Here is a 24,582-nt window from a genome sequence, read left to right as displayed (position 1 = left end):
GTTGCATCTGCGAGATGCCCTTCGTAGTGGCCGAATCTTTCCCTAGACAAGATTGATTCTTTCACCACGACAGGGCATTTCGTATTCACAACTCGCGCTCAGTTGTCACTTCATCGGTGTATTCAGGTTAAGACAGCACAACACCTCGGCGCCACAGTTTTGACGACCACCGACACCGACTGGACGAAGGACGCGTTGATACGCGATCCGCAAGGCGCGCAATTCACCGCGAGCCAATTCACGCCACCCGAGGACTGACTCGCCCACCGAGTCCATGAACGATCGTACTGAGTTGTGCCACTCGTGACACCCAACCTCACCTAACCCGATCCGAGCGGACGGGCGTGAACCGTGGCATATAGCGACGGACCTACACGGACAGAGTGCACCGAAGTGCGTGACCGAGCTGTACGACAAGCGGAGTCCGGTTTACCTCAGCATTCCAACCTCTCTACTTTTCCCGTCACTTCAACGACCAACGCCTCCACCGCAATCTACCTATTACTCCCGATTCGGACTCCCCGCGATGTGTGGGCGAGCCAGCCGCGGTGCGGTTGCGGCCGTTGCGTTTTACAGTAAAGAGAGCAGCGTCGGCGGCGGCCAGTGTCTCCTCGAATACCTCCTGGGAAGTGCTGCGGTCCATTTGCGGCAACGAACCGCCGATGCTGCCCGTGATCGCGATGTCGTCGTCGACGTTGTGTACAGCACGGCGCAACCTATCAGCGAAACTCGCCGAGGGTCGGCGTGGGATCAGGAACGAGGACGACGAATTCGTCACCACCCAGTCTCGCGACGACGGCGTGCCTGCCGGCAGACATGGTCAGGCGCATCGCTGTCAGTCTCAGTGCCAGATCACCCGCGGAATGGCCATGGTGGTCGCTGACTGCTTTGAATCACTTCAGGTCGGGCGAAGTGGGCCGTATACGCGCCGACCAGCGCAAGCAGCATGCGCCCTGAAGCGCTGCCAGCGGGTCGGGAGATTCGTCGTACGTCCGAGCGCCCGCCGGAATGTGTGGGTGGGCGTAGTTCTTGCCGGCGATTCCCGGTGTCTACCCACAGGAACCGTCTCGCGTCATCTCCGTTCGCCACCGCAGACTGGCTCGGATCGCGTCGCCGACGCTTGCCGTGAAATCGGCAACGGTTCGCTCGGAATCGATCTGTGCAGGTGTAACTTCCGCCACCGGTCGGCGAGCCGGGTCGATCGAACGCCCGGTATTCGGTGATCGGCCATCGATACCCAACCGAAATGCACTGGGCGGGGCCGTGCGGGTCGTCGGTATCCGTTCGGCATCACGTGGAACTGCCGAACAGTCGATGGTGAGCAGCATTCGATCGTGGCGTGCGAACGTCTGCTTGTCTGCGATCGCCACGTACAAGCCGTCGTTCGCCTCGGCACGCGTGGCCAGTCGCGTGAGGACCCGACGAATGCGCTGCTGACACTGCGTCCGGTCCGAGGAAATGACCAGCGCGGCACCTGATACCGACGATCGCATGCGGCGGGCCTGCTCCGTCAGGGTGGTCCACGCGGTATCGTCGTCATCACCGAAATATGTTCGCAGCAGCCAAAGTTCAGAGTTGTTCGTTCCGTCGGGCATGGCGATCCAATCCGAGAACTGTGGGGTGCACCGAACCGTTCGGTCAGGCGGAGGGGACGGCCCGGAGTTGCAGGGGCACGTTATCGGCCAGAAACGTCAGCTGATCTCGTATCACCGAGGAGAACAGTGGCTCAACGTACGGGTCGAAATGACCGCCTGAGTAGGTACGTACCGTGGCCTTTCGAACGTTCGCCGCGGCGCGTTGTGCGACGGACGCCGGGGTGACGGAATCGTCGGACGCGATCTGCACCAGCGTAGGGCAGTCGATAGCGGACATCGTACGGCCCGGGGAGTACCGCCAGATCTTCAGCAGTATCCGCGCTGCAACGGTTTCGGGGTAGTCGCCGTCGGACAGCCCCGACTCCTGGACCAAGCGGTCACGCCCTTTCATCGCATCGGGTGAGACCATCACAGCGCGTGCGCCCGGCAGCCCGACACTGTCGACGTAGTGCGGCGATCGCCCGAGGACAGAGCGGACGCTATCGGTGATGGCGGCCGGGGCCAGCCGCAGCGCCTGTCTGAACCCGGTCGCGCGAACGGCGGCAATACCGTCGATGTGGGGCACCTGGGCAATGACCGCTGCGAACCGAATACCGTTGCCCGCCAACGTGAGTACGTGCCCGCCTGCGAACGACGTGCCCCATCCGACAATTCGGTTCTCGTCGACGCCGTCGAGCGAGCGAGCGAAGTCGACTGCGCTTCGCCAATCGGCAAGCTGCGAACTCACGTCCAACAGTTGGCGCGGTTCGCCGTCACTGTCCCCGAAGTACCGATAGTCGAAGACGCAGACCACGTAGCCGGCCTCGACGAAACGCTCGGCGTACGCGTACAGGCGCATTGCCCGAGGTGTGCCGAATCCGTGCGCCATCACGATTGCCGGCCGTGCCCTGGCGGCCGACATAGAGGGACGAAATACCGTGGCCGCACAACGAACTCCGTCCGATGTGAACGATGTTTCGGTACGGGTGAAGCCAGTGTGTTCGTCGGTGGTCACGCGTTTGTCTCTCTGTTCTGCAGCAGGGTGGCGATCGGATCTCACAGCTTGAAAGGGTTGAGGGTCTTGCCGAGGAAGTAGCCGATGCGAGTCGGAATCGGCTTTGCTGCAGCAGCAGTCACTTTGTTGACGATCCCGGGCACACACACCGGCTTGCCGTTGTTCACTGCCCGCCATCCTTCTCTGACGACATCCTCGGGGGTCTGCCACAGAAGAGAGGGCAGCTTGGAGGTCGCTGCATCTCGGGTTCCCATGACGTCGTGGAACTCGCTGTGGGTGAAACCAGGGCAGAGCGCAGTCACGTGGATGCCGTGCGGCCGCAACTCCATGTCGAGTGCTTGCGACATGTCGAGCACATAGGACTTGATTCCGGTGTACAGCAGACTTGCACCAGGTGGAAGCAACGCCGCCAACGACGACAGATTCACGACCCGGCCATATCCACGTTCTTTCATGCCGGGCACCGTGAGATGAGTGAGTTCGGTGACGGCAGTGATCATCACCTGTATCTCCGCGGCGAGTGCGTCGAACGGCGTATCTGCGAACGTGGAGTTTCCAGACATTCCCGCGTTGTTGACGAGGATGTCGACGTCGACGCCGAGGCATTTCGTCTTCTCGAGGATGGCCCGGGGCGCAGAGCGATCGGCGAGGTCCGCCGGTACGACGTCGCATCGCACGTCGTGCTGGGACGACAGCTCGTCCGCCAGCGCGGTGAGCCGATCTGCGCGGCGTGCGACGAGAACGAGGTTGTTTCCCTCGGCTGCGAGGTGTCGAGCAAATGCCTCGCCTATACCTGCTGATGCTCCGGTGATCAGCGCGGTTCTTCCGGTCTTCGACATCGACGAGCCTCCACTCTCTTGAACGGTATCCAAGGACGGTAGCAGGCTCTTGAAGGTCATTCAAGATATAGTTGGTCGTATGCCCAGGAACCGCGGACTCCACGACCGGGAGAGCAAGCGAGGGGACATCGTGGTCGCTGCCCGCGAGATGTTCGTGTCCGACGGCTTCGACCGCACCTCGGTCAGCCGTCTTGCGAAAGCAGCAGGCGTCACCGCGAATACGCTGTACTGGTACTTCGGCGACAAAGACGACATCCTGGTCGCCGTTCTGACGGCCATCGCCGCCGAGGACGCCACGGACTATCTCGACGTCGTCGACCTACCGCTGGCCGACCGGCTGTTCTGGTTGGTAGAGCGGTTACGGAAAGTGGGCCCATTGGTCTCCACCGTGCACGATCGGGTGACCGAGTCCGAGGCCATCGAACAATGGCACAACGGGTTTCATGCCTTCGCTGAATCTCTGTTCGCCGCCGATATCGAAGCTGCAGGCCTGTCCGGTGAGGCAGCCGATGCCATGCTCCGCATCGGTACGTTCGTCGTCGAGGGATTGCTGACTCACGCGGCGTCGCCTGCAGACTCCCGAGCGGTCATCGACCAACTCGTCGAAACCATCGCACCCGCACCAGGAAGTGATCCACCATGAGTATCGAACCCGATGCCGCGTCGACCGATCGTCCGCGAGCCGCGGCCGACCACTCCGACTCGGAATCAATCGTCACGATTCCCAGCATGGACCCGTTCTATCGGGCCCCTGCCGGTTTCGAGCGCGCGGAGCCGGGGACAGTGTTGCGGTCCCGCGAGGTGACCCTCGCGTTGTTCGGCGTCATCCGGCAGAAGGTGTCGGCGTGGCAACTTCTGTACCGGACCACCAGCCTCGACGGGGCAGCGCGTGTCTCGGTCACGACGGTGGTTCTTCCGGTCGGGGGCCGACCGCGTCCGCAGCGCGCCCTGCTGTCATATCAATGCGCGATCGACGCCGTCTCGGATCGGTGTTTCCCGTCTTATGTCCTGCGGGCGGGCGCTCGAGCTGTCGGCTCAGTACCGCAGTTCGAGTTCATGATCATCCTGTATGCACTGCGCCGCGGATGGGTTCTGTCCCTTCCCGATCACGAAGGCATGAACGGGCAGTGGGGAGCACCGATTGAGCCCGGCTACTGCACACTCGACGGAGTCCGCGCGGCACTGTCTTTCGAGCCGCTCGACCTCGCCGCTACCACCCCTGTCGCGCTGTGGGGGTACTCGGGCGGCGGATTGGCGACGTCATGGGCCGCGGAGGCTGCGGCCGACTACGCCCCTGAACTCGACATCGTCGGCGCAGCTCTCGGATCGCCCGTCGGCGATCCCGGGTCGGCATTTTCCCGCCTCAACGGCACGATCTTCGCGGCGCTACCCGCGATGGTGGTGGAGGGCCTACGTCGCACCTACCCCGTACTCGACCGCCTCGTTCGCGAACACGTCGCTGCTACGGGGCTCGAGACCCTCTCATCCCTACATCGCAAGACGACAGTGCACGCCGTCGTGTCCATGGTGATGCACGATCTGGAGCGGCACCTCGATATCCCGATGGCAGACCTCCTGGCGACACCCGCGATGGTGCAGATCTTTCAGGATATTCAGCCCGGCAGGTCGGCACCCCAGTTTCCGCTTCTCGTGGTGCAGGCGGTGCATGATCCGATGATCGACGTGGACGATGTGGACGGGCAAGTGCGCCGGTATCTCGCTGCGGGAGCGAACGTTACGTATATCCGCGATCGCCTCAGCGAACACCTGTCGCTGCACCCGATCGCAGCCCCCGTCACTCTGGATTGGCTCTCGGATCGCTTCGCGGGCAAGCCGACCGACGAATCGTCGACGAACACCGTGTGGTCGCTGGCGGGATCATTGCCGGGAGTGCGCGGTTTGCTCGGACTCGCTGTGTCCACCGGACGCGCATTCGCCGGCCGAATCGGTTGATACACAAAGGTATCGGGCCCGAAGAGTGCCGTACACGAGACGGTTCGGTCGATCCGGCAAGCGCTATCCCGATGAAGCGGTCGAGACGGTTACCGTAGGCACGAGCCACAGCGACTGAGCCGCAACGAGGACGGTCCGAAAGGTCGGTCAACCGGCCGACGGTAACGCGGACAGAAACGAACGAAGATCCGCGGCACGACGCACCTGCTCGTCCATCGCCGCAAAGTGCCCACCGTGATCCGGAACCTCGGTCCAGTGCACGATGTCGAACTCTTTTTCCGCAAGGTGCCTGATGCCGATGTCGTGCGCAAACATGATGGCACCGACCGGTTGCGACGGCTTTGCCTGCGGACCGGCCCAGGCCCCTCCATCCGCCGCGTACACGGTGTACGCGGCGGAACCGGCGCTCCGCGTCAACCAATACAGGGTGACCTGGGCGAGTATCCGGTTGCGGCCAAGGGCACCGTCCGGTTCCTGGTCGAACGGATACGTCCACGCCCGAAATTTGTCCAGCATCCATGACAGCTGGCCGATGGACTGTCAGTCAGAGCGGCACCGATCAGCTGTGGACGCGTCGACTGGATGGAGATGGACCCGTTGACATGTATTGCGTCGCAGTGCTGCGGATCGAGACGACCCACCGCCGGTGCCACCCCGGCACTGTAATCGCCGCCCTGCACGACGTACGAGCCGTACCCGAGGAAGCTCATCAATTCGACGAGCGCCTGTGCCACTCGATCGGTACTCCACCCGTCACCGGACAGCGGTGTGGAGAAAGCGAATCCGGGGACCGATGGCACGATCACGTCGAATACCTGGAGGGCTGCGTTGTCCGGCTCGGTCAGCAATGGAATGAGGTCGAGGAACTCGAGGTATGACCCCGGCCACCCGTGACACAGCAGGACTGGCGTGGAGTCGGCGCGCGAGGACCGCACGTGCAGGTAGTGGATGCGCTGCCCGTCGATCTCCACCATGTATTGAGGGAACGACGCGAGCTGCTTCTCCACCTCTCGCCAGCTGAAGTCGTCGACCCAGCTAGCTCGGCGGTGTCAATGCGGTGTTCGATGCGCACGGTGGGCCCGGCTGCGTCAGCGCGACAATCGACCTCCTGCCCGATCTCACACGCGCGACCACGGTGGCACAGGACGAACACTCCGCCGGATCCGGCATTGCACCCGTCAGAGCATCGACCGCGGGCCTCGAACCCCTCATGGCCGCGGTGACCGAGCTCGCCGTGCAAGGCGTGGTTCGCTTTACCATCCAGGAGCGCATCCCCCTAGCCGAAGCGGGCTCGCGCCTTCCATGTCGGCCAAGGCAACCACGTCCGCGGCAAGCTCATCCTGATCCCATGAACACCTGACCGCACGCGAGGGCGTAGACGGCAATTTCGGCATTCTGCACGGGGCCCCTTCGTCTCGCTGGATGCTGTTGAGAGTTCCGGCCTTGAGGAAGTAATGGGTTGGGTTTGGAAGTCTGGCCTGCCTCACTTCGTTTCGGTAGCCAGCCCGTGCGTGACGAGGTCCGCTACCTGCTGCGCGATCAGGTCGACAGACACATCCTCGGCACTGTTGACGAGTTGTAGGCCGATTCCGCGAACGGTTCCGAGCAACGCGAGCGCCACGACGTCCGGGTTGCAGTCGGGCCGGACGGAGCCGTCGTCGATGCCGGTCCGAATGTGGCTTGCAAGGATGTCGCGAAACCACTTGTCGCGCAGCAAGAATATTGGCTCCAAGGTGGAGTCGGAGCCGAGGGAGTCTGTCCACAAGCGCAAGAAGGCGCGTCCGTTCGGCGCACGGTCTCGCAGGCTGGTCAGGTGCGTCTGGACGAGCACTGCCAGCCTGTCCAGTCCTGATCCCCCGGTGTGCGGGACGTCGAATTGCTGGGCGCGCAATACGACGGCCACGAGAAGATGTTGTTTGCTGCCGAACTGGTGGTTGACGATCCCCCTGCTGTATCCCGCCAGGCGCCCGACCTCGGCCAGCGACAAGGCGCGCGGTCCCCGTTCGGCGATGAGGGCCGTCGCGGCGTCGAGCACTCGTCGTTCCGTCTCCGCTCTGCGATCGACCTGCGTGCGTCGTTCTTTCATCGGTTCCACCTCCGAATCACGATGCTACAGTTGCTTGACGCACAGCAAGTAAATAGGAGGCTCTGATGATTCATTTCGACGAAGCCGGACTCGACAGCTATCTGGCTGACGACCGGGGCGGACCGGTGGTGATGCTCAACCTGCTGCGCTTTCACCCCGACGGCGGGGCCGAGAAGTACATGGACTATGTTCAGCGATTCTCGGCGACCGGGATCAACGAAAAGTACGGGCTGCGAGTCCTTTATGCCGGTCAAGGAACCGCCGCGTTGGTCGCGGAAGACGGGCAGGACTGGGACATGGTGGCGTTGGTCCAGTACCCCGATCGACAGCATTTCGTCGACATGGTGCGTGACCCGACGTATCGAGAATTCGAGCACCTCCGAACCGCGGCGCTGCTCGAAACCGTGCTGCAGCCGACGGTTCCGGCCGCCTAGCCCGATTCAAAGCAGTGCTCCGATACCCTGATCGGCGCGGTCGTGTTGCTCCCATGTTTTTCCTTCGCTGCACGCCACCGAACAGCGACCGAGAACATTCGGCATTCTGACCTTCTCTTAGAACTCCTTGTGGTTTCGGGTTCCGTCCGACGCCAGGGGCCTCAGGGTACGAATGCAGCCAGCTGTTCGTCGAGCCAGGGGTACAGCTCTTCGGCTTTCAGGCTCAACCGGGCTTTCAGTTCGCGTGTCGTGTCGTCCGCCAGAACCTCGATGGTGCCGTCGACTACTGCGTCGTACGCCTGGGCCACAACACTTTCCGCGCTGACCTTCGGAACGTCCCACCGAACCGTCATCGGGGTGTCGATCATGCCTACCTGAAGCCCGATGACATGCGTGCCTTGCTCCCGCAACGCCGTTCGCAACGCATTGGTGGCCGACCATGCGGCTGCCTTGGACGCCGCGTAACCGGTCGGGATGTTGAGCCAGCCCGCCGTCGACAAGATGTTCAGCATGGTTCCGCCACCGTTGGCGGCGAGCACGGGGCTGAATGCATTCGCGACTCGCAGCATGCCGAAGAAGTTCGTCTCGAATACTGTGCGCAGGTCTTCCTCCGGGCCCGAGATCAGGTCGCCCTCCGGTGCGATTCCGGCATTGTTGACGAGAAGGTCGACGTCCGACGCGGTCGCGACGGCTCGTGAGACGTCGTCGGGATTCGTGATGTCGAGCGTCAACGGCTGAACGCGGGCGTCTTCCCACTGCCGCGGTGTGCGCGCTGCCGCGTAGACCTTGCCGGCACCGCGTTCGAGCGCCTGGGCCACGAATTGTTCTCCGAGACCTCCATTGGCGCCGGTCACCAGCACTGTTTTCCCGGCGAGTGAGTTGCTCATCTATACTCCTAGGCTATGTGGGGAATGCCCCCGAAACAGTATGCGGGGATAGTCCCCACATAGTCAAGGAGGTGTGCATGACCGAGGAATCTCGCGCGGCGGGGAAGGCACTGCGTCCGCTTCGCGCCGATGCCAAGCGAAACCGCGATGCCATCCTGCGTGCAGCGCGCGCGACGTTCGAAGACGAGGGCGTCCTGGCCTCTCTGGATGGCATCGCCCTGCGCGCGGGCGTGGGAAATGCCACTTTGTATCGCAACTTCCCCACCAGGGACGACCTTCTCTCTGCGGTCATGGAAACGAACATCGACGCAGCACTCGAAGAGTCGAACGAGTTGTCTCGCAACCTCTCCCCCCGGCAGGCACTCGAGGAATGGCTGATTCGTTTGACATGGCAACTTCGCATCTGGCACGACCTCCCCTACTGCATCGCGAGCGCGCACCGCGACCCGGAATCTCCCGTCAACGAAGCGTGCAACCCGCTGGCCAACCAGACCGCAGCTCTCCTCGACGCTGCGAAATCATCTGGCGACGTGGACAACTCCGTCACCGCAGACGAGGTGTTCGAGCTGGCCACCACCCTGTCGTGGGGCGTCGATCGATTTCACGACGACATTCAGGCCGCACGGCGACGGGTCGCAATCGGAACCGCAGGGATTTTCACCTGACCACCGCACGACCCACCCTGTGTCACGCCCAGAGCCTGTGCGCGGTCACAACCGGGTCTGGCTCAACATCGATCGTCGATCGACACGTACTCGGTCCTGTACTTCGGTTGAGCGATCATCGTTCACATTCGGACAGGTGATCGCGATATGGCAGGCGCACCGCTATTTCTCGCTCTTCCGGTCTCGGAGATGGTGCTCCTCCTCGTGAGCCACTGAAAGACGCACACGCTGAGAGTGATTGGGCGATTCGAGGGGATCGCCGGAGCCCATCGCGCGAACGAGGTCGAACTTCGACGCGTCCTCGGTACCCGGTGCAGCGGAATACGTCACGATCCGCAGATCGGTCCCGACCACGGTGAACACGTCACAATCGACGGTGATGTAACCGACCACCGGATGCGCGAAACTTTTCACGCCCACCCGGTTGTCGACAATGGAACCCTCGCCCCACAATCGCGTGAAACGCTCACCGATCGAGTGCAGCCGCTCGATCAACCCGCGTACAGATCGGTCCTCGGGGAACCTGATCGACACCGTACGCAGATCAGAAACGAGCACCCGCTCGAAGTGCTCGGCATGCGAGTCGTCCCACAGCACCGGCGTCGCCGTCCCGGTGAACACCTGAACGATCAGGTTGCGCCATTTTCTACGAAAAACGGCCCTGAACTGCACTAATGCGAAGATGCGGCGAAAAAGACGCAGATCCCGCGCGGATTTCAAATCCGCTGTCTCGGTTGTCCAACCAGATCCGTCGGAAGCCACCGAAGTCCACGCTACCAACCCAAAAGCACTGTCCTGGTCCAGAAATCTGGATCCATATGGACTCTGGTGCCCCCAGTCGGACTCGAACCGACACTTGACGGATTTTAAGTCCGTTGCCTCTGCCAATTGGGCTATAGGGGCCACCACCAGAGCTTGGCTCCGGCGGTGACGATCATATCGGGCCCCGATCAGCCCGGAATCACCGGCGGCACGAAGTCGAAGGTCATGCCGAGTAACCACACGAGCAGCAGGACCACCGGGAAGTGAAAGATGAACTGCAGGAACGTGAACCCGATCAGATCACGCGCCCGCAGACCCAACACGGCGAGCAGCGGGAGCATGAAGAACGGGTTGATCAGGTTCGGCAACGCCTCGGCGACGTTGTAGATCTGGACGGTCCATCCGAGGTTCATCTGCACGTCTGTCGCCGACTGCATCACGTACGGCGCCTCGACAAGCCATTTGCCGCCGCCCGACGGTACGAACAACCCGAGTACGACGGTGTAGACCGCGATCACTACGGCGAATCCTCCGCCACTGCCGACGTCGGTGAAGAAGTTCGCGAGGTGCTCGGAGATCGTGAGGCCTCCTCTGCCCTCCGCTTTGGTCAGCATGGCCGCCATCGCGGCATACAGCGGGAACTGCACCAGAATTCCTGCCGTTGCGGGCACCGCCTTGGCTACCGAATCAAGGAACCGTCGGGGCGTCCCGTGCAGCACGAGACCGAGCATCAGAAATACAAGCAGGTACCCGTTCAACGAACTTACAACCGATAGCACCGGCAGCGTCAACAACTGGGAGACAAGCCATCCCAGTGTCATAGCGCCGGCAAGCAGCGGAAGGATTCGGCTGTATTCCAGCCACTCCCCTGGCCGACTCCGCGGCGCGGGTTCGGCGACGGTGTCGTCGAGGTCGACCTCCATGTCGGCGGCCGTCTTGATCGCTGCACCCTTCGGCGCCGAGAAGTGTGCGATTACGACTGTCAGAACGATGATGATCACGCACATCAGCAGTGACTGCCACGTGAAAATTGTTGTGCCGAAATCGAGTACGCCGGTGATGGACAACAGCGTCGCCGGCAGTGAACTCGCCGTTGCCTGCAGCTGCGCCGCCGAGGACGACATCCCCAGTGCCCAGACTGCGCCGAGCCCCATGAAGGCAGCAGCGCCGAGCGCTCGGTAGTCGACCTTCAGATCCGTCCGTCGTGCAATCGCACGCGCCAGCAGTCCGCCGAAGACAAGCGACAGTCCCCAGTTCAGAAACGACACCGTGCACGACAACAACGCCACGAAACTTACTGCCGTACTCGACGACCCGGGTACCTGCGCCAGCCGCGTGATCAACTTGGCAACCGGAGGAGACGTCGCGACGACGTAGCCGGTGAGCACCACCATCGCCATCTGCAGCGTGAACGCCGTCAGGTCCCAGAAGCCGTTGCCGAAGGCTGTTACCACCGCCTGCGGCGACGATCCGTTGATCAGCGCCGCGGCGGCGACGACGAGCACGCCGACAAGAGCGAAGATGTACGCGTCGGGAAACCATTTCTCGGTGGCCCTAGCCAGCCCCTGGGCTGCTCGTGCGAGCCCCTTCTCAGCGGGCGCCTGCGTCGTCGTCATCGATGATCCTCATTTCGGCAGTTGTGACCCCAGACACAGGGTTCACCGAAACGGACACCGATGCAAGGCGCATCACCGCAGATCAGACCTGCAAATCTGCAGACCTACACCTTGATGGACAGCGCGATCCCGTCGAGGATGTCGTGCTCACTGACGATCAAAGTGCTGACAGCGCCGCGTCGCTCGAACTCCTCCGCGAGCACGCTGCACACGATCGACCCGCCGCCGATGACATCGACCCTCCCTGGATGCATGGGCCCCAACGCGCTTCGCTCCGCGCGCGTCATAGTGACCAGTCGGTCGCACACCGCGAACAGATCATCGAACGACACCTGCGACAGGTGCACCTTTTCGGCGTCGTATTCCGGCAGGCCTGCGGCGATCGCAGCGATGGTGGTCATGGTGCCGGCAACTCCAACCCACGTCGACGCGTCTCCGATGGACACCTCTTCGAAGGCCTCCTCGAGCTTCTCGCGCACATAGGAACGGGCACCGGCGATTTCCTCTGCGGTGGGAGGGTCACTGTGCAGGAATCGCTCGGTCAAACGAACACACCCGATGTTGGCCGAGAAAGCCGCACGCACGCCTTTGGTATCGCCGAGAACGAGTTCCGTCGAACCGCCGCCGAGATCGACCACAAGGAAAGGCGCACCGGCAGGCTTCAATTCACCGACAGCGCCGGCGAACGACAACCGCGCTTCCTCGTCACCGGTGATGACCTCGGCGACCGAACCCTCAACGATCGGCCCCAGCAACTCACGCGTCATGGCAAAAAATTCTTCGCGGTTGGATGCGTCGCGCGTCGCCGAAGTCGCGACCATACGCAAAGACGACGCCCCGCTCTCACGAATGATCCCGACATACTCCTCCAACGCAACTCGCGTGCGCTCGATGGCTTCGGGCGCAAAGGAACCCGTCGCGTCGACGCCCTGTCCCAGCCGCACGACGCGCATCTCGCGCGCGACATCGGTGAGGACGCCGTCCTTCACGTCCGCCACGAGCAAACGAATCGAATTGGTACCGCAATCGATAGCTGCAACCCTGGTCACGTTCTCTCCCCACGAAGTTCGGCGATGGTGGGCCAGTCGGCCGGAATTGCTTTGCCGCGCAACGAGTTCTCGGCCGCGAGAGCGACGGACTCGTCGCCCAGCGGGTTGAGACCCGGCCCCTTCGCCAAGGAATGCGCAATCAGAACGTGCAGGCACTTCACCCGGTCCGGCATGCCTCCACCGGTGAAATCGGTTCCCAACGATTCAATGTCGTTGCGCTCGGCGAGGTAGGACTCGTGCGCCCGGCGATAACCGGCCGCCAACTCGTCGTCCTCGCCCAGCCGCTCGGTCATCTCACGCATGACGCCTGCCGATTCCTGACGGCTCGCCTCGGCGGTGAGACGCGGATCCGTCAGGTAGTACAACGTGGGGAAAGGCGTGCCGTCGGGCAGCTTGGGTGCAGTTTTCACCACGCCTGGCCTGCCGTCGGGAGATCGATAGGCGATCTCCAGCACGCCCCGAGGTTCACGCCCGAGCTGGGCCGCCACCGCATCCAAATCTTCCTGCGAGACTGGCGAGCTCACCCGACCGGTCCTCCTTCTGGTGCTGGTGCAGGAGCCGGCACGACAGCAGGCGGCGTTAGCGCCCCGGCGTCCGGAGTCTCCTGCGGTTGAACTGCTGATTCCCAGAGATCCCTGTACCAGGGCCCCTCGGACTTCTTGGCTGCTGCCACTTCTTCGTCGCTCGGGCCTTCGTCGCCCGGAAGCTGAACGGTATACGGCGTCTCGCCCGGCATGACCCACCGCAGTCTGGTGCGCGCTTCGGCAGCGATACGCACCGGGTCGTTGAGTTGAGCCTTCTCGAGTTCCAAGGCCGCGACCTTGTTTTCGAGGTCCTGCCGGTCGGCAAGCACCTGATCCAGCTCGGCACGCTGCGAAAAGTATGTTCGCAACGGCACGGCCAACGTAAGAGCCAGCGCGCACACCACCACCGCAAGGATGACCGCGCGCGCGGTGGACAAGCCGAAGAACGTCCGTTCTGCCCCCGCGGATGTGCGGGCGCCGACGCGCCTGGGCGCTGCCTTACCGGCGACCACAGCGTCGCGCGCCTGATCCGACGGTTCGGGCGCCGGCTGGCCGGTGCTGCGTTCGGTACCCGACGCAGCACCGGCCGTCCGATCACGCGCCGATGAGCGGCCACGAGGCCGAGGATCACGTCCGCCTGGACTTGTCCCCGGCCTTCCTCGTCCTGCCGCCATCTATCCGCCTTTACCGTGCGAGCTGAAAACTATCCCTCGTAATTGAACCGGGGGAAAGCCAGCTCGCCAGAGTAACGCGCCGCGTCACCGAGAGCTTCTTCGATTCTCAGCAACTGGTTGTACTTGGCTACGCGCTCGCTTCGAGCCGGAGCACCGGTCTTGATCTGGCCGCTGCCGACGGCAACTGCCAGGTCAGCGATGGTGGTGTCCTCGGTCTCACCGGAACGGTGGCTCATCATGGTCTTGTAGCCGTTGCGGTGCGCGAGATCGACGGCGTCGAGGGTCTCGGTGAGCGTGCCGATCTGGTTGACCTTGACCAGGAGCGCGTTCGCCGCGCCCTTGACGATGCCGTCTTCGAGACGCTCGGGGTTGGTGACGAAGAGATCATCGCCGACGAGCTGCACCTTGTCGCCGATTGCCTCGGTGAGCGCAACCCAGCCGTCCCAGTCGTTCTCGTCGAGCGGATCCTCGATGGAAACCAGCGGGTACGCATCGACGAGCTCGCCGTAGAACGCCGACATCTGCTCGGCCGACTTGGTTTCGCGCTCGAAGGCGTAGCCGGTGCCTGCGGTGTAGAACTCGGTCGCTGCCACATCGAGCGCCAGGCCGATGTCCTCGCCCGCCTTGAAGCCTGCCTTGGTGATGGCCTCGAGGATGAGGTCGAGCGCTGCCTTGGTTCCGGCAAGGTCGGGAGCGAAGCCGCCCTCGTCGCCGAGACCGGTGGACAGGCCCTTGTCCTTGAGGACGGACTTGAGGCAGTGGTACACCTCGGCGCCCCAGCGCAGGGATTCTTTGAAGGTGGCCGCACCGATGGGGGCGATCATGAATTCCTGGACGTCGACGCCGCTGTCCGCGTGCGCGCCACCGTTGATGATGTTCATCATCGGGACGGGAAGGATGTGCGCGTTGGGTCCGCCGAGGTAGCGGAACAATTCCAGACCTGCGGACTCTGCAGCAGCCTTGGCGACGGCAAGCGAGACGCCCAGCAGCGAGTTGGCGCCGAGACGGGACTTGCTCGGGGTGCCGTCGAGGTCCAGCAATATCTGGTCGACGGCACGCTGCTCGATTGCGTCGAGGCCGATGATGGCCGGTGCGATCTCGTCGAGCACAGCGTTGACTGCCTTCTCCACGCCCTTGCCGCCGTAACGCTCGCCGCCGTCACGAAGCTCGACCGCCTCGTGCTCTCCGGTGGATGCACCGGAGGGAACCGCCGCGCGGGTCAGGGTTCCGTCGTCCAATGCGACCTCGACCTCGACCGTGGGGTTGCCACGGGAGTCGAGGATCTCGCGAGCGCCGACCTGCTCAATGATGGCCACGAATGCTTCTCCTAGTAACGGGGACGGGCGGACTGTGCCGGGTGCAAGACTAGCCGCTCCCCTGGGGTTCCCGCGTACATCGGCAGGAGCGGGGCCTGCGCGGTGACCGGGTAGTACTGCGCGCTAGGCGGCAGTCCCGACCGAGTACGCAGCGGCAGCGTCGCGCACGTCGCGCAGGTAGGCGCCGGATTGGTTGTAGGCCATCAATGCGCGTTCCCACCCCTCGGCGGTCAGCAGATCTCCACCGCGAGCACAGAGATAACGCGCGGCAGTGAGCGCGGCATCGTCGAGATTGTCCGGGTTGGCGACGCCGTCACCGTTGGCGTCGACTCCCCATTTCTTCCAGGTCTCGGGGATGAACTGCATCGGTCCCATCGCTCGGTCGTGGACCGGATCGCCGTCCATCACGCCCCCGTCGGTATCGGGGATTTCGGCGACGCCTGGTCCGCCGTCGAGGGGGATGCCGCGAATCAGCGGGGACACCGTGCCGTCAGGGGCGACGGACGAGCCCTGGTAGGTGCCGTGCCTGCTCTCGATATATCCGATGCCGGCGAGCGTGGTCCACGCAATACCGCAACCACGCGAAGTGTCGGACATGACGGCCGCGGCGTGTGCATAGGCGGCGAGCGCGGATGCCGAGATGTTCAACGCGTCGGCCTGCGGATCCGCCCAGGCGAGGAGCAGATCGGCCGTCCGGCCCACCGCATTGACATCGATCTCGGGCACGGGCGTTCCAGCGCCGGGCGGAATGCCCTCGGGGATGACCCGCGGCGGTTCGGATTCCCCACATGCAGCCGTGATCAGTGCCACCGACAGCACGGCGACGAAGCAGGGCAATCGATTCTTCACTCCACCCATCCTCCACATCAAAAGTAATAGAAACCTAAAGCGCAGGTCACGCGCAGGCCAATGAGGGTTTGGGACTGAGGTAAGGGTGTACATTGCTGGAGACCGTCTCGATGAGGGTCGGCTACCCTTCGCAAGGGCAGGCGGCCCTTGTTTTAGCCCTCAGGAGCACTACCCGTGTCCGTACTCGCCGTAGCTGAAACAGCTCCCTCGATTGCCACCCAGATGTTCGGTAGTGGGCTGATCGGGCTTCGCGAAGGCCTGGAAACCGGCATTGTCGTCATGATTCTGGTGGCATTTCTGGTGAAGGCGGGTCGCCGCGACACTCTCAAGTGGGTTTGGCTCGGAGTCGGAACCGCAGTGGCGATGGTGGCACTGATCTTCTTCGTCATCCACTACGGCACGTCGACCGTCACCGGCCTGACAGCTGAGGTGATCGCAGGAGTCGCGTCTCTCGCCGCCGTCGCGATCGTGACGGCGATGGTGTTGTGGATGCGCACCGCCGCCAAGAACATCTCGGGCGAACTGCGCTCGGGCATGGAGAAAGCTCTGACAGTAGGACCGACTGCGGTACTCACGCTGTCGTTCTTCGCCGTTGGACGCGAAGGCGTCGAGACCGCATTGCTGATGGTCGGATACGCCGAGAACACGAACGGCAGCCTGTGGCCGCTACTCGGACTGCTTCTCGGAATTCTCGTTGCCGCCGTACTGACGGTGTTCCTCTATTTCGGCGCGATCAAGATCAATTTCGCAGTGTTCTTCAAATACACCGGCATATTCCTGATCGTCGTCGCCGCTGGAATCCTCGCCTACGGAATCCGGGCTCTGCAGATCGGCGGATGGCTGCCAGGCGGCAGTGCCGTCGCATTCGACATCACCGCGCATTACGACGCCTCGAGCTGGTACGGAACCGTGCTCGCCGGCATCTTCAACTTTCGGCCCGAACCGACTTACCTACAGGTCATCGGTTGGACGGCATACATCGTCATCGTTCTATTCCTTTTCCTTCGCCCGGTCCGCGTTCCCGCGAATCCCGAGCACGCTGTCTCCAACTCCTGAAAGGCGTTAGAAGAAGATGCGACACACCACCTTCGCACTGGCCGCCGTCGCGGTCCTACCCTTGGCACTCGCTGGCTGTACCGAGAAGTCCTCGTCCGAGACGAGTGCCGGGGACATCGCCGTCACGGCGACCGACTCGTCATGCGACGTTGCGAGCACCGAAGGCGCAACCGGTAACTCGACCTTCCAGATCACGAACAACGGAAGCAAGGTCACCGAGTTCTACGTCTACGGCGAAGGGGACCGCGTCATGGGTGAGATCGAGAACATCGGACCTGGTCTGACGCGTCAACTCATCGTTGCCTTGCCCGACCCCGGCACCTACCAGACCGCCTGCAAAGCAGGCATGGTCGGCGACGGCGTACGAGCGGACTTCGTCGTCTCCGGTGAGGCAATTCGTCAGGCAGACAACGATGGCTTGGTGGAGGAAGCCGCCTCCGGCTACAAGCGCTACGTCGTCAGCCAGGTCGACGCGCTGCAGGAGACCGCTGCAACATTCGTGACCGCAGTCAAGGCAGGCGACATCGAATCTGCCAAGGCTCAGTTCCCGATCGTGCGTAGCTACTACGAGCGCATCGAGCCCGTCGCCGAAGCCTTCCCCGACGACCTCGACCCGCGCCTCGATCTCCGTGAGCCCGACGTCGAGCCCGGAGACACCTGGACCGGCTTCCACCGCATCGAAAAGGATCTGTGGACGCAGCGACTGCAGCCGGACACCAACGCGATGGCCGACCAGCTCGAAGCCGATATCTCCGAGCTCGCCGACAAAGTGAAGGCCGACGACTTCGCCGTCGATCCGATTCAGGTCGCCGGTGGCGCACAGGGCCTACTCGACGAGGTCGCCAAGACCAAGATCAGCGGTGAAGAGGACTTCTTCTCCCACACCGACCTCTGGGACTTCCAGGCCAACGTCGACGGGTCGCAGGCAGCCATCGCGGCGGTCCGCCCGATCATCGATCAGAACAATGCCGAGCTCGGCACCGCAGTCGATGCACGGTTCGCCGAACTCGATGCCGAACTTGCCAAGTACCGTAGTGGCGACGGCTTCGTGTTCTACGACACCGTCACCGAACCACAGCGCCAAGAGCTTTCGAACAAGATCGATGCGCTGTCCGCCGAAGTGAGTCAGGTGCAGGGTGTCGTCGCAGGACAGTAATTCCAACCATCGCACAGCTGGAGAACCGGGCACTTCGGCTGCTGGCGAGGCCAGAAGTCAATTCCAGGGCCTGTCCCGACGGCGCCTTTTCGGTGCCGTCGGCGCGGGAGCTGCCCTCGTCGGCGCCGGTGCCGTCGGCGGCTACGTCGCATCGGCCGCCACCACGGAACCGGCGTCCGACGTCGTGGATTTCCGCGGCGAGCACCAGGCAGGAATCGTCACTCCTGCCCAGGACCGCATGCACTTCGTCGCGTTCGACATCACCACGGACTCGCGCGAGGACTTCGTTTCGCTCCTGAAGGAGTGGACGGCGATGGCCGAAAGGCTCGTCGCGGGTGACGAAACCTTTCCCGACGGTGCCGTCGGGGGCGGGGAATACAAGCCGCCATCCGATACCGGTGAAGCACTGGGACTGTCGGCGTCATCGCTGACATTGACGATCGGCTTCGGTCCCGGATTGTTCTCGCGTTTCGGGTTGGAGTCGTCACGGCCTGCATCTTTGGCTGACCTGCAACACTTTCCGGCCGACAACTTGGACCCCAGGCGGTCCGGCGGAGACCTCTGCATCCAGGCGTGCGCCAACGATCCGCAGGTTGCCGTGCACGCGATTCGCAACCTTGCGCGCGTCGGCTTCGGCACCGTGTCGGTCAAGTGGTCGCAGCTCGGGTTCGGACGCACCTCCTCCACGTCCACCTCACAGGCAACGCCGCGAAACCTGTTCGGATTCAAGGACGGAACGGCGAACCTGAAGGCCGAGGACCCGTCACTGCTCGAAGACAACGTGTGGGTCGACGAGGCCGACGATCAGCCATGGATGGCCGGGGGATCGTTCCTGGTTGCCCGACGAATTCGGATGCTCATCGAATCCTGGGATCGCACCGTCCTGAACGAACAGGAGCGAGTCATCGGGCGCAGCAAGGGAACCGGCGCGCCCATGGGCCTCAAAGACGAGTTCGACTCGCTCGATTTGGACTCGAAAGGCCCGGATGGCTTGCTGATCGACAAAGACGCCCACGTCCGATTGGCATCCAAAGAAGAGCTCGGCGGAATTCAGATCCTGCGTCGCGGATACAACTTCACCGACGGATCCGACGGCTTCGGCCACCTCGACGCCGGCTTGTTCTTCATCGCGTACTGCCGAGACCCGTTGACACAGTTCGTACCCATGCAGCTGGCGTTGGCTCGCAAGGATCTACTCAACGAGTACATCCAACATGTGGGGTCGGCGGTGTTCGCGTGCCCTCCGGGGTTGGGCGAATCGGATTATTGGGGTTCGACGCTGTTCGGGTGAGCGGTTCGGTTTCGCCAGCTTTTGGCATGAATGGACCATGACAACCGTCTAACCGTTGCCATGGTCCATTCATGCCAACCGGAAAACTTACGCGCACAACATGAATGGACCACCACAACCGTCTAACCGTTGCCATGGTCCATTCATGCCGAAAAGGTGGGCACCAACAAAACTACCGCCGACCCCAATTCTCGATCCACTCGATGGCCGTGAGCTGTCCCGGTTGCGCACCGTGCACCTTGGCGGACGACTCGGCACTTCGAATACGCCGAGCAAACACCTGCACGTCCCGGCGCAACACTTCCTCGGCACTTTCGCCACCCTGACTGTGATCGATACCGATATTCACGGTGCGGAGCTCCTCCGGCACCAATTGTTCCGGCAGACCAGCTCTAGTTGCACGCGCAATTACCTTCTGCGTCAACGCAAGTGCAGGCTGAGACATGGCAATTCCGTCGAGGCATGATCCGCGAGCCTTCTCCGACGCCTTCTGTTCCTCCCACGCCTTCTCCTGAGCGGCGATGTCGATCGGCCCCGTCGTGCCGTCTGTCAGGTGCGGCGTTCGATGAGTGAGCTTCGCAACCAGCCCAGCGGCAACATCGTCGACGTCGAACGAATCGTGGCCGGCGTCCTGCGCGATCCGCGAGTGAAACAGCACCTGAAGCAGGATGTCCCCCAACTCCTCCTTCAGGTCGACGAGGTTGCCACTGTGTATCGCATCGAGCAGCTCGTACGTCTCTTCCAACAGGTATCCGCTCAACGACGCATGCGTCTGCTCGCCTTCCCATCCACCTCGGGTGCGGAGCCTGTCCATCAATACCACCGCAGCAATGAGGTCGTCGCCCGGCAATTTCGGGGACGAGATCACGCGATCACCACCGCGAATCCGGTCGAGCACCTCGGGGTTGCGTGGGTCCGTGCTGACGAGCACGTCCGAGCGCGCGGTTCCGGAGAACAGCCACCGGATACGAACCGGGACTTCCTCGGTGAATTGCACTACACCGGTGAGGAATTCGATCGCCTCGGCCGGAACCATCGTCGGACGAGCGGGATCGAGCAGCACTACCGTCATCACACCCCCACAGTCTGCTCCAGCAACACCGACCGCGACGGCTTACCGTCGAGTGACAGTATGAGGTCGGCGATGAACTGAACAAGCTCGACGTCACGCACCCGGGCCGCTCCGACGCCTCCACCTTCCACGCGTGGAAGCGGCAGCTGCACCACTCCCGTGGTCGCTCGGTATGCGGCGCTCGGGTAGAGACGCTTGAGCCTGATCTGCTTGGAATCCGGCAGATCCATCGGCGCCAGCTTGACCTGGGTGCCGGCGACATTGACATCGGTGAGCGCATATTCCTTGGCGATCAACCGTAGCTTCGCCACCGAGACCAGTCGCCCGACTTCCTCGGGCAGCGGGCCGTAGCGGTCCACCATCTCGTCGATCACCGCGGTGATGCCATCGGCATCGACCGCTGCGGCGAGCTTCCGATACGCCTCCAAGCGGAGCCGATCGCTGGTGACGTAGTCGGGCGGAATGTGTGCATCGACGGGCAGATCGATGCGTACTTCCTTGGGCGCCTCGTCGGTGGTGATCGGCTTGCCGTCGGCCGCTGCTCGATACGCCTCGACGGCTTCTCCGACGAGTCGCACGTACAGATCGAAGCCGACACCGGCGACGTGACCGGACTGTTCGGCACCGAGAACGTTACCGGCACCTCGGATTTCGAGGTCCTTCATCGCGACGGCCATACCGGCTCCGAGGTCGGAGTTCTGTGAAATTGTTGCCAGGCGGTCGTAGGCAGTTTCGGTGAGCGGCTTCTCCGGCGGATAGAGGAAGTACGCGTACCCGCGCTCGCGGCTACGGCCGACACGACCACGCAGCTGGTGCAGCTGCGACAGACCGAGCGAGTCACTGCGCTCGACGATCAACGTGTTGGCGTTGGAGATATCGAGGCCGGTCTCGATGATGGTGGTACACACCAAGACGTCGGTCTCGCGCTCCCAGAACCCCTGCACTGTTTTCTCCAGCGTCTCCTCGTTCATCTGACCGTGTGCCGTGGTCACCCGGGCCTCGGGTACCAGATCACGAATTCGCTTGGCAGCCTTGTCGATCGAGCTGACACGGTTGTGCACGAAGAAGACCTGTCCATCACGCAGCAACTCACGACGGATAGCCGCCGCGACCTGTTTGTCGTTGTAGGCACCGACGTACGTCAGGACCGGGTGGCGTTCCTCCGGCGGCGTCAGAATGGTCGACATCTCGCGAATCCCGGCGAGGCTCATCTCGAGCGTACGAGGAATAGGCGTCGCCGACATCGTCAGAACGTCCACGTGAGTTCGGAGCGATTTGATGTGCTCCTTGTGCTCGACACCGAAGCGCTGTTCCTCATCGACGACGACGAGTCCGAGATCCTTCCACCTCACGCCCGTCTGCAGCAGACGGTGGGTTCCGACGACGATGTCGACGGTGCCGTCGGCGAGACCGGCAAGCACCTTCTTCGAATCCGCGCCATGGGTGAAGCGGGACAGACCCTTGACGGTGACCGGGAACGCGGCCATACGGGCGGTGAACGTTTGCAGATGTTGTTGCGCCAGCAGCGTGGTGGGCACGAGCACCGCAACCTGCTTACCGTCTTGCACGGCTTTGAACGCAGCTCGCACCGCGATCTCGGTCTTGCCGTAGCCGACGTCACCGAGGATGACGCGGTCCATCGGGACCGCCTTCTCCATATCGGCCTTCACATCGGTGATGGCCGTCATCTGATCCACGGTCTCGGTGAAACCGAACGCGTCTTCCATCTCACGCTGCCACGGCGTGTCCGGTCCGAACGCGTGACCAGGGGCAGCCTGACGTGCTGCATAGAGCTGAACGAGCTCGCCCGCGATCTCTCGAACCGCCTTGCGCGCTTTACGTTTCGTGTTGGCCCAATCAGACCCACCGAGCTTGCTCAGCGACGGCAGTTCACCGCCGACGTAGCGAGAGAGTTGGTCGAGCGAGTCCATCGGCACGAACAGGCGATCGCCTGGATGGCCGCGCTTGCTCGGCGCATATTCGATGACAAGGTATTCACGACGCGCGCCGCCGATCGTGCGCTCGATCATTTCCACGAACCGGCCGATGCCGTGCTGATCGTGCACGACGCTGTCACCGGCGACGAGCGCGAGAGGGTCGACCTGATTCCGCCTCTTGGCAGGCATCTTTCGACCTTCGGTGGCCGAGACGCGGTTACCGGTGAGGTCACTCTCGGTGACGACGACCAGCTTCGCGTCGGGCAGAATCACTCCCTCGTGCAGCGATCCGCACAGCACACTGACGACGTCAGGAAGAGGCTCGGCACCCGAATCGATTTGAACAGCAGGCACTTCGGCCTCGCCGAGACGTTCGATGATGCGCTTGGCGGTTCCGCCGCCCGCCACGGCAATGACTGCGCGTCCACCGGTGGAGACGTGCGCTCGCAGCATCGCGAACACACCCGTCAGCAGCTCTTCCGAACCGCGGACCTCGGGAACGGATTCGACGGCGAGCGGTACCTCGTCGTCGCTCCCGGACGCGAGAGGACTGATGGTCCACCACGGCCGTCCGATCGCCTGCGCAGATTCGCGAATCTGACGCAGCGACCGATACGCCGAAGCGCCGAGATCGAGGCTCACGCCGCCCAAGCTCTCGGTGTTCAGCGTGGAAGTGTCCAGCGGTGCGGCGCCGCCGACGGACGCGGCAGTCCACGACGCTTCGAGGAACTCCTGCCCGGTGCGCACCAAATCGGTTGCGCGGGTGCGGATTCGTTCGGGGTCGCACAGCAGCACGTGCGCGCCTTCGGGCAGTACGTCCGCGAGCAACTCGAGTTCACCGGGTTGCAGCAGCGGCAACAATGCTTCCATGCCTTCGACCGGCACGCCCGCGGACAGCTTGTCGAGCATTTCGACGAGAGCGGCGTCGGCCTGATTGTCGCCGGCGAGGACGGCCGCTCGGTCACGCACATCCTGAGTGAGAATGAGCTCGCGGCACGGCGGCGCGATAACCGACACGATCTCGATGTCGGGAAGCGATCGCTGATCGGCGACGGAGAACGCGCGCAGTTCGGTGACCTCGTCGCCCCAGAACTCGACTCGCACCGGATGATCCGCTGTCGGGGAAAAGATGTCGAGGATGCCGCCACGGACCGCGAACTCGCCGCGCTTACCGACCATGTCGACACGTGTGTAGGCCAGCTCGACAAGACGGTGCAACACAGCGTCGAAGTCGATCTCGACGCCCACCTTCAACCCGATGGGCTCGATCTCACCGAGACCGGGCGCCATGGGCTGCACCAGGGAACGGACCGTCGTGACGATGACCTGCAGCGGTACGCCGTAGTCCTTGTCGTCCGGACGAGCGAGACGCCTCAACACCTCGAGACGACGCCCGACGGTGTCCGCGCTGGGCGAGAGCCGCTCGTGAGGCAGTGTCTCCCACGACGGGAACTGGGCGACGGCGTCGCCGAAGATCTGGCCGAGTTCGGTGGTGAGGTCGTCCGCCTCGCGTCCGGTTGCGGTGACCACCAGCACCTGAGCACGCTGGGCAATGGCCGCAGCCACGAACGGCCGGACCGAGTTGGGCCCGACAAGTGTGCGCTCGGGGGCACCCACCGCCTCGGTGACGGAAACCAGCGCGGAGTCCGACAGGGCTACACGCGCCAGGCCCGACAGGTGAAGCAAGGAATCGGAAGACAACAGCGAGGCTCCTGAGCGAAATCGGCACGACAGTTACCCGGCTGGATCCTGCACTACTGAATTCGGCGGAGCTGAACTCGACAGCGACAGGGGTAACCGGCGGTCGGGCTCGATTCTATGGGAGAA

Annotated in this window: 23 protein-coding genes, 1 tRNA gene and 1 pseudogene; 7 read left to right on the top strand and 18 right to left on the bottom strand. The window is 63.1% G+C overall.

All coding sequences use genetic code 11. The features are described 5' to 3' along the window. Positions 1-719 precede the first annotated feature (719 nt). From QMK17_RS12005 to QMK17_RS11990, 4 genes and pseudogenes are all read right to left on the bottom strand, one after another. Positions 720-881, bottom strand: a pseudogene (locus tag QMK17_RS12005) (diguanylate cyclase domain-containing protein); the annotation flags it as partial. A gap of 168 nt (positions 882-1,049) precedes the next feature. Beyond that, positions 1,050-1,595, bottom strand: coding sequence for a DUF6924 domain-containing protein (locus QMK17_RS12000; RefSeq protein WP_283509306.1), 546 nt, complete (start codon positions 1,593-1,595; stop codon positions 1,050-1,052). Between the two features lie 43 nt (positions 1,596-1,638). Continuing rightward, a complete protein-coding gene (locus tag QMK17_RS11995) occupies positions 1,639-2,589 on the bottom strand; it encodes an alpha/beta hydrolase (protein ID WP_283509304.1) in 951 nt (316 codons plus the stop codon). Between the two features lie 41 nt (positions 2,590-2,630). Further along, positions 2,631-3,428, bottom strand: a complete 798-nt coding sequence (locus QMK17_RS11990) for an SDR family NAD(P)-dependent oxidoreductase (protein WP_283509334.1) — start codon at positions 3,426-3,428, stop codon at positions 2,631-2,633. 79 nt (positions 3,429-3,507) lie between these two features. On the opposite strand from QMK17_RS11990, the gene QMK17_RS11985 reads away from it, so the two are divergent. Both QMK17_RS11985 and QMK17_RS11980 read left to right on the top strand, forming a co-directional pair. Next, a complete protein-coding gene (locus QMK17_RS11985) occupies positions 3,508-4,071 on the top strand; it encodes a TetR/AcrR family transcriptional regulator (protein WP_283509302.1) in 564 nt (187 codons plus the stop codon). Further along, the gene (locus QMK17_RS11980; RefSeq protein WP_283509300.1) at positions 4,068-5,381 is read left to right on the top strand and encodes a lipase family protein; all 1,314 of its coding nucleotides are present in this window, start codon (positions 4,068-4,070) and stop codon (positions 5,379-5,381) included. Before QMK17_RS11985 ends, QMK17_RS11980 begins: the two co-directional genes overlap by 4 nt. Before the next feature lie 147 nt (positions 5,382-5,528). Here QMK17_RS11980 and QMK17_RS11975 read toward each other — a convergent pair whose 3' ends face one another. The 3 genes from QMK17_RS11975 to QMK17_RS11965 all read right to left on the bottom strand — a co-directional run bounded on the left by QMK17_RS11975 (position 5,529) and on the right by QMK17_RS11965 (position 7,467). After that, positions 5,529-5,798, bottom strand: coding sequence for a hypothetical protein (locus tag QMK17_RS11975; RefSeq protein WP_283509298.1), 270 nt, complete (start codon positions 5,796-5,798; stop codon positions 5,529-5,531). After that, positions 5,795-6,388: an epoxide hydrolase family protein gene (locus QMK17_RS11970; RefSeq protein WP_283509297.1), complete on the bottom strand. Its 594-nt coding sequence runs from the start codon at positions 6,386-6,388 to the stop codon at positions 5,795-5,797. Before QMK17_RS11970 ends, QMK17_RS11975 begins: the two co-directional genes overlap by 4 nt. 476 nt (positions 6,389-6,864) lie before the next feature. Beyond that, positions 6,865-7,467: a TetR/AcrR family transcriptional regulator gene (locus tag QMK17_RS11965; RefSeq protein ID WP_283509296.1), complete on the bottom strand. Its 603-nt coding sequence runs from the start codon at positions 7,465-7,467 to the stop codon at positions 6,865-6,867. A gap of 65 nt (positions 7,468-7,532) precedes the next feature. Between QMK17_RS11965 and QMK17_RS11960 the strand changes: the two genes are divergently transcribed. Further along, positions 7,533-7,901 carry a DUF1330 domain-containing protein gene (locus QMK17_RS11960; RefSeq protein ID WP_283509295.1) on the top strand — a complete coding sequence of 123 codons (369 nt, stop codon included), beginning with the start codon at positions 7,533-7,535 and terminating at the stop codon, positions 7,899-7,901. A gap of 161 nt (positions 7,902-8,062) precedes the next feature. Here QMK17_RS11960 and QMK17_RS11955 read toward each other — a convergent pair whose 3' ends face one another. After that, positions 8,063-8,788 carry an SDR family oxidoreductase gene (locus QMK17_RS11955; protein ID WP_283509293.1) on the bottom strand — a complete coding sequence of 242 codons (726 nt, stop codon included), beginning with the start codon at positions 8,786-8,788 and terminating at the stop codon, positions 8,063-8,065. 77 nt (positions 8,789-8,865) lie between these two features. Between QMK17_RS11955 and QMK17_RS11950 the strand changes: the two genes are divergently transcribed. Beyond that, a complete protein-coding gene (locus QMK17_RS11950) occupies positions 8,866-9,453 on the top strand; it encodes a TetR/AcrR family transcriptional regulator (protein ID WP_283509291.1) in 588 nt (195 codons plus the stop codon). Positions 9,454-9,615: 162 nt separating this feature from the next. On the opposite strand, the gene QMK17_RS11945 is transcribed toward QMK17_RS11950, so the two are convergent. The 8 genes from QMK17_RS11945 to QMK17_RS11910 all read right to left on the bottom strand — a co-directional run bounded on the left by QMK17_RS11945 (position 9,616) and on the right by QMK17_RS11910 (position 16,252). After that, entirely contained in the window at positions 9,616-10,215 is a 600-nt protein-coding gene (locus QMK17_RS11945; RefSeq protein ID WP_283509289.1) for an MmyB family transcriptional regulator, read from the bottom strand. Between the two features lie 64 nt (positions 10,216-10,279). Next, a tRNA-Leu gene (locus tag QMK17_RS11940) sits at positions 10,280-10,356 on the bottom strand. Between the two features lie 47 nt (positions 10,357-10,403). After that, positions 10,404-11,831, bottom strand: a complete 1,428-nt coding sequence (locus QMK17_RS11935) for a short-chain fatty acid transporter (RefSeq protein ID WP_283509287.1) — start codon at positions 11,829-11,831, stop codon at positions 10,404-10,406. 104 nt (positions 11,832-11,935) lie between these two features. Then, positions 11,936-12,880, bottom strand: coding sequence for a Ppx/GppA phosphatase family protein (locus QMK17_RS11930; protein ID WP_283509285.1), 945 nt, complete (start codon positions 12,878-12,880; stop codon positions 11,936-11,938). Continuing rightward, positions 12,877-13,404, bottom strand: a complete 528-nt coding sequence (locus tag QMK17_RS11925) for a DUF501 domain-containing protein (RefSeq protein ID WP_283509283.1) — start codon at positions 13,402-13,404, stop codon at positions 12,877-12,879. The genes QMK17_RS11930 and QMK17_RS11925 overlap by 4 nt, the downstream gene beginning before the upstream one ends. Beyond that, entirely contained in the window at positions 13,401-14,078 is a 678-nt protein-coding gene (locus tag QMK17_RS11920) for a septum formation initiator family protein (protein ID WP_283509281.1), read from the bottom strand. The genes QMK17_RS11925 and QMK17_RS11920 overlap by 4 nt, the downstream gene beginning before the upstream one ends. Positions 14,079-14,107: 29 nt before the next feature. Next, positions 14,108-15,394: a phosphopyruvate hydratase gene (eno, locus tag QMK17_RS11915; RefSeq protein WP_283509279.1), complete on the bottom strand. Its 1,287-nt coding sequence runs from the start codon at positions 15,392-15,394 to the stop codon at positions 14,108-14,110. Positions 15,395-15,517: 123 nt separating this feature from the next. Next, positions 15,518-16,252 carry a lytic transglycosylase domain-containing protein gene (locus tag QMK17_RS11910; RefSeq protein ID WP_442972744.1) on the bottom strand — a complete coding sequence of 245 codons (735 nt, stop codon included), beginning with the start codon at positions 16,250-16,252 and terminating at the stop codon, positions 15,518-15,520. 165 nt (positions 16,253-16,417) lie between these two features. Between QMK17_RS11910 and efeU the strand changes: the two genes are divergently transcribed. Genes efeU through efeB form a run of 3 tightly spaced genes read left to right on the top strand, consistent with a single transcriptional unit; the run spans position 16,418 to position 19,746 of the window. Continuing rightward, positions 16,418-17,299: an iron uptake transporter permease EfeU gene (efeU, locus tag QMK17_RS11905; RefSeq protein ID WP_283509277.1), complete on the top strand. Its 882-nt coding sequence runs from the start codon at positions 16,418-16,420 to the stop codon at positions 17,297-17,299. 16 nt (positions 17,300-17,315) lie between these two features. Continuing rightward, positions 17,316-18,455: an iron uptake system protein EfeO gene (gene efeO / locus QMK17_RS11900; RefSeq protein WP_283509276.1), complete on the top strand. Its 1,140-nt coding sequence runs from the start codon at positions 17,316-17,318 to the stop codon at positions 18,453-18,455. Then, complete coding sequence (gene efeB / locus QMK17_RS11895; RefSeq protein ID WP_442972743.1) at positions 18,436-19,746, top strand: iron uptake transporter deferrochelatase/peroxidase subunit; 1,311 nt, start codon at positions 18,436-18,438, stop codon at positions 19,744-19,746. Before efeO ends, efeB begins: the two co-directional genes overlap by 20 nt. Before the next feature lie 172 nt (positions 19,747-19,918). On the opposite strand, the gene QMK17_RS11890 is transcribed toward efeB, so the two are convergent. Both QMK17_RS11890 and mfd read right to left on the bottom strand, forming a co-directional pair. Beyond that, positions 19,919-20,818, bottom strand: coding sequence for a MazG family protein (locus QMK17_RS11890; protein WP_283509332.1), 900 nt, complete (start codon positions 20,816-20,818; stop codon positions 19,919-19,921). Next, complete coding sequence (mfd, locus tag QMK17_RS11885) at positions 20,818-24,456, bottom strand: transcription-repair coupling factor (RefSeq protein WP_283509275.1); 3,639 nt, start codon at positions 24,454-24,456, stop codon at positions 20,818-20,820. Before mfd ends, QMK17_RS11890 begins: the two co-directional genes overlap by 1 nt. Between the last annotated feature and the right edge of the window lie 126 nt (positions 24,457-24,582).

The sequence above is a fragment of the Rhodococcus sp. G-MC3 genome, from assembly GCF_030063335.1.
GTDB lineage: Bacteria > Actinomycetota > Actinomycetes > Mycobacteriales > Mycobacteriaceae > Rhodococcoides.
Note: the sequence above shows the minus strand (reverse complement) of the source record. Positions and strands in the feature narration are given on the sequence as shown.

Excerpts from the sequence above, each read along its gene's own strand:
- QMK17_RS12000 (WP_283509306.1), bottom strand. The coding sequence starts at position 1,595 with ATGCCCGACGGAACGAACAACTCTGAACTTTGGCTGCTGCGAACATAT.
- QMK17_RS11990 (WP_283509334.1), bottom strand. The coding sequence starts at position 3,428 with ATGTCGAAGACCGGAAGAACCGCGCTGATCACCGGAGCATCAGCAGGT.
- QMK17_RS11985 (WP_283509302.1), top strand. The coding sequence starts at position 3,508 with ATGCCCAGGAACCGCGGACTCCACGACCGGGAGAGCAAGCGAGGGGAC.
- QMK17_RS11980 (WP_283509300.1), top strand. The coding sequence starts at position 4,068 with ATGAGTATCGAACCCGATGCCGCGTCGACCGATCGTCCGCGAGCCGCG.
- QMK17_RS11965 (WP_283509296.1), bottom strand. The coding sequence starts at position 7,467 with ATGAAAGAACGACGCACGCAGGTCGATCGCAGAGCGGAGACGGAACGA.
- QMK17_RS11960 (WP_283509295.1), top strand. The coding sequence starts at position 7,533 with ATGATTCATTTCGACGAAGCCGGACTCGACAGCTATCTGGCTGACGAC.
- QMK17_RS11955 (WP_283509293.1), bottom strand. The coding sequence starts at position 8,788 with ATGAGCAACTCACTCGCCGGGAAAACAGTGCTGGTGACCGGCGCCAAT.
- QMK17_RS11950 (WP_283509291.1), top strand. The coding sequence starts at position 8,866 with ATGACCGAGGAATCTCGCGCGGCGGGGAAGGCACTGCGTCCGCTTCGC.
- QMK17_RS11935 (WP_283509287.1), bottom strand. The coding sequence starts at position 11,831 with ATGACGACGACGCAGGCGCCCGCTGAGAAGGGGCTCGCACGAGCAGCC.
- QMK17_RS11920 (WP_283509281.1), bottom strand. The coding sequence starts at position 14,078 with ATGGCGGCAGGACGAGGAAGGCCGGGGACAAGTCCAGGCGGACGTGAT.
- QMK17_RS11910 (WP_442972744.1), bottom strand. The coding sequence starts at position 16,252 with ATGGGTGGAGTGAAGAATCGATTGCCCTGCTTCGTCGCCGTGCTGTCG.
- efeO (WP_283509276.1), top strand. The coding sequence starts at position 17,316 with ATGCGACACACCACCTTCGCACTGGCCGCCGTCGCGGTCCTACCCTTG.
- QMK17_RS11890 (WP_283509332.1), bottom strand. The coding sequence starts at position 20,818 with ATGACGGTAGTGCTGCTCGATCCCGCTCGTCCGACGATGGTTCCGGCC.